1 protein-coding gene and 2 pseudogenes are annotated in these 7015 nt (G+C 68.1%); all 3 read left to right on the forward strand.

From position 1 onward, the window contains the following. Positions 1-30: 30 nt before the first annotated feature. Positions 31-141 (forward strand): annotated as a pseudogene (locus VA603_RS19575) (hypothetical protein); the annotation flags it as partial. A 111-nt stretch (positions 142-252) separates the two neighbouring features. Further along, a complete protein-coding gene (locus VA603_RS18470; RefSeq protein ID WP_323439703.1) occupies positions 253-4830 on the forward strand; it encodes a DUF7507 domain-containing protein in 4578 nt (1525 codons plus the stop codon). Then, positions 4827-7015 (forward strand): annotated as a pseudogene (locus tag VA603_RS18475) (hypothetical protein); the annotation flags it as partial. The gene VA603_RS18470 and the pseudogene VA603_RS18475, both read left to right, overlap by 4 nt.

Raw genomic sequence — 7015 nt, forward strand, 5'->3', positions numbered from 1 at the left:
AACAGCGGCAACGCCACGCTGACCAACGTGGTGGTCAGCGACACCCGGCTGACGCCGTCGAGCACCTCCTGCGCGACGCTGGCACCGGGCGCGAGCTGCACCCTGACCGGTTCGTACACCGTGCTGCAGGCCGATGCCGATGCGGGCAAGGTCATCAACACCGCCGCGATCACCACCGATACGCCCGGTGCCTGTGCCGTGGCGGCGGATTGTGCGCCGACGGTGACCACGCCGATCACGCAGACGCCGAAGTTGACCTCGACCAAGACGGTCACCTCGACCGGTCCGTATGGCCTGGGCGATGCGATCAGCTATTCGGTGGTGGCCACCAACAGCGGCAACATGACGCTGACCAACGTGGTGATCACCGACACCAAGCTGTCACCGTCGAGCACCATCTGCGCGACGCTGGCACCGGGCGCGAGCTGCACCCTGACCGGCGCGTACACGGTGCTCCAGTCCGATATCAATGCCGGCCAGGTGGTCAACACCGCTACCGTCAGCACTGACACTCCGGGAGCCTGCGCCACCGCCGGCGACTGTGCACCGACGGTGACCACACCGATCACGCAGACGCCGAAGCTGACCTCGACCAAGACGGTCACCTCGACCGGCCCGTATGGCGTGGGCGATGCGATCAACTACTCGGTGGTGGCCACCAACAGCGGCAACATGACGCTGACCAACGTCGTGGTCACCGATACCAAGCTGTCACCGTCGAGCACCACCTGCGCAACGCTGGCACCGGGCGCGAGTTGCACCCTGACCGGCGCGTACACGGTGCTCCAGTCCGACATCAATGCCGGCCAGGTCATCAACACCGCCGCGATCACCACCGATACGCCTGGCGCCTGCGCCAACGCAGGTGACTGCGCGCCAACGGTGACCACGCCGATCACGCAGACGCCGAAGCTGACCTCGACCAAGACCGTGACCTCGACCGGCCCGTATGGCGTGGGTGATGTGATCAGCTATTCGGTGGTGGCCACCAACAGCGGCAACATGACGCTGGCCAACGTCGTGGTCACCGATACCAAGCTGTCACCGTCGAGCACCACCTGCGCGACGCTGGCACCGGGCGCGAGCTGCACCCTGACCGGTTCGTACACCGTGCTGCAGGCCGATGCCGATGCGGGCAAGGTCATCAACACCGCCGCGATCACGACCGATACGCCCGGTGCCTGCGCCGTGGCGGCGGATTGTGCGCCGACGGTGACCACGCCGATCACGCAGACGCCGAAGCTGACCTCGACCAAGACCGTGACCTCGACCGGTCCGTATGGCGTGGGCGATGCGATCAGCTATTCGGTGGTGGCCACCAACAGCGGCAACATGACGCTGGCCAACGTGGTGGTCACCGATACCAAGCTGTCGCCGTCGAGTACCACCTGCGCGACGCTGGCACCGGGCGCGAGCTGCACGTTGAGCGGTTCTTACATCGTGCTCCAGGCCGACGTGGACGCCGGCCAGGTGATCAACACCGCCACCATCGGCACTGACACCCCGGGCGCCTGCGCCACCGCCGGAGACTGCGCGCCGACGGTGACCACACCGATCACCCAGACCCCGAAGCTGACCTCGACCAAGACCGTCACTTCGCCGGGCCCGTATGGCGTGGGCGATGCGATCAGTTACTCGGTGGTGGCCACCAACGCCGGCAACATGACCCTGGTCAACGTGCTCGTGGCCGACAGCAAGCTCACCCCGTCCAGCATCGGCTGCACGACGCTGGCGCCGGGTGCGACCTGCACCCTGTCCGGTACGTACACGGTGACCCAGGCCGATGTGGATGCCGGCAAGGTGATCAACACCGCGCTGGTCACCACCGGTACGCGCGATGCCTGTGCCACCGCGGCGGACTGCGCGCCGACGGTGACCACGCCGGTCGTGCAGAACGCATCGCTGAGCATCGAAAAGACCGCCCAGCAGGCCACCTATGCGGTGGTGGGCGAGGTCATCACCTACCAGTACGCGGTGACCAATACCGGCAACGTGACCATCAACGGCCTGCGCGTGGCCGATGACCGGATCGCCACGGTCAACTGCCCGGTGACGTCGCTGGCACCCGCTGCAAGCACGGTCTGCACGGCCAGCTACACCGTCACCCAGGCCGACGTGACTGCAGGCACGGTGACCAACATCGCCACCGCCAACGGCACGCCGACCGGCGGTACGTTGGTGCCGCCGACCGACACGGTGACCATCACCCTGAAGGCACACCCGATCACCGCCAGCGACGATGCGGCGACCACGCCGCAGAACACGCCGGTGACGGTGTCGGTACTGGGCAATGACCGCCTCGACGGCCAACCGGTGGATCCGACGACGGTCACGGTGACCCAGGTCAGCACGCCGGCCAATGGCAATGCGGTGATCAACGCCGACGGCACGGTGACCTACACGCCGGCACCGGGTTTCGCCGGGACCGATACGTTCACCTACCGGATCTGCGAGAACGGCAATCCGGCCAACTGCGCGACGGCGACGGTGACCATCACCGTGCTGCCGAACGAAATCGAGGCCAAGGACGACGCCGATACCACCGAGCCCAACACCCCGGTCACCACGCCGGTGACCGGCAACGACACCACCACCGGCATCCCGCTGGACCCGGGCAGCGTCACCGTGGTCACGCCGCCGGGCAATGGCAGCGTCGTGGTCCATCCGGACGGCTCGGTGACCTATACGCCGAACCCGAACTTCACCGGCACGGATACCTACGTCTATCGGGTGTGCGACACCTCCAGGCCGACCGCGTCCTGCGACACGGCCACCGTCGTCATCGTGGTGAAGCCGAACCGCATCGAGGCCATCGACGACACGGGCAGGACCGAGGTCGACACGCCGGTGAGCGTCAACGTGATCGGCAACGACACCACCACCCGGGTGCCGCTGGATCCGGCGTCGGTGACGGTGCTGACCCCGCCGGGCAATGGCACGGTGAGCTGCGCCGCCGGCAGCTGCGTGTACACGCCGAACCCGGGCTTCGTGGGCCAGGACAGCTTCGTGTACCGGGTCTGCGACCTGTCGGTGCCAACCCCGGTCTGCGACACCGCCACGGTGAACCTGACCGTCGAGGGCAGCACCCAGGTGCGTGTCACCAAGCAGGCCAACCCGCGCGACGTGAAGGTCGGTGACCTGGTCCGCTACACCGTGACGCTGGAAAACATCGGCAGCGTCGACGTCGTGGACGGCACGCTGGTCGATACCCCGCCAGCCGGCTTCACCCTGGTGGAAGGCTCGCTGGAAGTGGCGGACCGTGACGGCGTCGGCCGCCAGGTCGGCAGCCATCCGATCCGCGTGGACCAGATCGACATCGCCAGTGGTGGCCGTGCCACGGTCAGCTACCTGCTGCGCGTGGGCGCCGGCGTGCGCGCCGGCCTGCACACCAACACGGCGGAAATGCGTGACAACGGCAGCCGCGTCTCCAACGTGGCCACCGCCACGGTGCAGATGGTGGCCGACCCGATGACCGACGAATCCACCCTGATCGGTACCGTGTTCGACGACCGCGACGGTGATGGCTGGCAGGACAGCGCCGAAATGACCGACGTGCGCGTGCAGGGCGGCTTCGCCGCCGGCGCATACATCGCCAGTTCCACCACGGTCGATCACGGCAAGGGGCCGCAACCCGAGCCCGACGCCAGTGCGCCGCTGCTGCATGGCATCGCCATCGGCCGCATCGGTGGGCGCCAGTCCGACGCCGATCCGGCGCAGGCACGCGAGGTGGTGGTCAGCCAGCTGCTGCGTGCGCCCGAGTTCACCGGCGACTTCGTGCTGACCACCGGCCAGGGCGCGACGCTACGCATGGACGCGGCCGGCACCACCGTGGTCAGCGCCGACGGCGGCGACGCCGCCCGCGGCCTGACCGCGGCCGTGCCGAGCGTGGAACGGCGCATCAGCCAGGTCGAGGGCGGCTACCGCGTGGACTACGTCATCCGCAACGAAGGCGTGGACGAGCGCGGCATCCCGGGCGTGCGCATCGCCTCGGTCGAAGGGCTGCTGGTGGAGACCGACCAGTTCGGTCGCTACAACCTGATCGGCATCGACGGCGGACGCGACGAGCGCGGTCGCAACTTCATCCTGAAGGTGGACCCGGCCACCCTGCCGCCGGGCAGCGTGTTCACCACGGCCAACCCGTTGGTACGCCGCATCACCCCGGGGCTGCCGGTGCGCTTCGACTTCGGCGTGAAGCTGCCGCCGGGCCTGGTCAAGGGGCAGGGTACGCAGCAGGTGGAGATGGAGCTGGGCCAGGTGATGTTCGCTCCGGCCAGCGCGCAGATCCGCAGCCAGTACCAGCCGATGATCGGCCGCATGGCCGAGCAGGTCCGCGCCCACGACGGTGGGGAGGTGGTGATCGGTGCGCAGGGCGAGGACGAGCTGCTGGCCTTCGAGCGCGCCGTGGCGGTGCGCAAGGCGCTGGTGGCCGAACTGCCCGCCGAGGTCGCCGCGCGTACCCGGGTCAGCCTGCGCACGGTGACCACCGATGCGGACAGCACGGTGGTGGGGCTGTCGTCCTGGCCGGTGCTGGGCAACGTGCTGTTCGACACCGACACGGCCAACATCAAGCCGGAGTACGGCGCGCTGCTGCGTCGCATCGGTGCGTACCTGGTGGAGATGGACGGCCGGGTGGTGAAGATCACCGGCCATGCCGACCGCCGGGCTTCCGATGCCCACAACGACGCACTGGGGATGCGTCGTGCGCGGGCGGTGCTGGATGCCATCACCGCCGCCATGCCCGAAGCGCAGCGGAAGGATGTCCGAGTCGAAATCGTCCCTGGCGAGCTCAACGCCCCATCTGAGCGTGCTGTCCAGGAGGCCAAGCCATGAAGATGAAACTGTTGGATTACGCACTGCTGTGCGCGCTGTCGGGCATGGCCCCGGCGGTCTACGCCCAAGCCGCACAGGCGCCGGCCATTGCCCGTGGCTCGGCAACCGATGCGGTCGAGCCAGCCTGTGATGCCGCAGGCTGCAATGGGCAGGAAGGCATGCTGTTCCGCATCAACAGCCGCGGCAAGCGCGAGACCGTGGTGCCGCAGGCAGCCAGCGGCTCGGCTGCACTGGCCCCGGACCGCCGCGTGTCGGTGGAAGCGGAGAAGCCGGGCAATGAGGCGGCGATGCCGTTGCAGCCGGGCCAGGCCGTGGCCATTGGCAAGTGGTCGCTGCAGCTGCCCAATGGCGGCGTGATCTGGGCTACGGAAGACCCCAACCTGGGCAAGCCGTCCTTCAGCCTGTCGGCACCGTCGCTGGTGCCGTTCGATGGCAGCCGCATCACCAAGCCGGTGCAGTTCTACGCCTTCAACAACTATTCGGCCTTCATCCAGCGTGCCGAGGTGCGGGTGTTCCGTGCCTCCGACACCGACCTGGTCGATCCGGTCGCCACCGTCGCCTTGCCGGTGGCCGCTTCGACCACGCTGGAATGGGACGGCGGCCTGCCGTCCGGTTACCGGCCCAAGGTGGGTGACGAACTGGTCTACATCGCGCGTGCCTACGGCGCCGATGGCAGCGTCGACGAAACCTATCCGAGCCGGCTGCAGCTGGTGCGCCCGGAAGAAGCCGAGCGCGGCACGCAGATGCTGCGCAACGCGGTGGAGCGCAGCAAGGGTGCTGCGTTCAGCACCGACGATGCGCAGCTGCAGAGCCTGGTCGACCAGAGCTTCGGCCGCGACAGCCTGCGCCAGCAGAACATCCCGATCTACGGCTCGCGCATCCGCATCCAGGGCCGCAACCTGCCCGAGCAGGCCAGCGTCCGCATCAACGGCCAGATGCAGCCGGTGGACATGGAGAGCAAGCTGGTCGCCGAGTACCTGGTGCCGGTGGGCCAGCACCGCTTCGACATCGACATCAGTGCCGGCACCCACGGCATGACGGTGCGCGACCAGCTGGACATCGACGTCACCGGCCGCTACATGTTCGCCGTGGCACTGGCCGACTTCACCCTGTCTGGCAACAGCGTGTCCGGCTCGCTGGAACCGCTGGGCCAGGACGATCGCTACGAGAAGGACCTGGTGGTCGACGGCCGCCTGGCGTTCTATCTGAAGGGAAAGGTCAAGGGCAAGTACCTGGTCACCGCGCAGGCCGATACCCAGGAGCGCGAAGTCAACGAGATGTTCCGTGGCTTCTGGGATGCCGATCCGCAGGACGTGTTCCGCCGCCTGGACCCGGACCAGTACTACCCGGTTTATGGCGACGACTCCACCACCTACCGCGACGTGGACACGCAGGGGCGGCTGTACGTCCGGGTGGACTGGGACAAGAGCCAGGCCCTGTGGGGCAACTTCAACACCGGCTTCACCGGCACCGAGTACAGCCAGTATTCGCGTTCGCTGTACGGCGGCGCGCTGAACTGGCGCAGCCGCGCGACCAACCCGTGGGGCGATGCCCGCAGCGAAGTGCGCGCGTTCGGCTCGGAGGCGCAGACCGCGCCGGGCCACAGCGAATTCCTCGGCACCGGCGGCAGCCTGTACTACCTGCGCCACAACGACATCCTGCCGGGCTCGGAGAAGGTCGCCATCGAGATCCGCGACGCCACCACCGGCCGCGTGGAGAAGCGCATCGACCTGCAGCCCGGTGCCGACTACCAGGTCGACAACTTCCAGGGCCGGTTGATCCTGTCCGACGCGCTGTCCATCGTCACACGGGATGGGCTGCCGCGCCTGTCGCGCGACACCCCGCTGGACGGCTACACCCAGGTGCTGCTGGTCGACTACGAATACCTGCCGACCGGCTTCAACCCCGATGAGGTCACCGCGGGCGTGCGCGCCAAGCATTGGTTCGGCGACCACGTTGGCGTGGGAGCCACCTACGTCGATGAGAACCGGGCCGGCGACGACTACACGCTGGCGTCGGCCGACCTCACCCTGCAGGCCGGGCGCGGCACCTACGTGAAGGTGGAACGTGCCCGCACCGAGTCCACCAGCGCCCCGGTGTTCTATTCGGAAAACGGTGGCCTGACCTTCGCCGAGCTGAACTCCGGCCTGGGCGCACGCCGCCAGGGCGATGCCACCTCGGTGGA

The sequence above is a fragment of the Stenotrophomonas capsici genome (genome assembly GCF_034961085.1).
GTDB classification, from domain to species: Bacteria; Pseudomonadota; Gammaproteobacteria; order Xanthomonadales; family Xanthomonadaceae; genus Stenotrophomonas; species Stenotrophomonas capsici.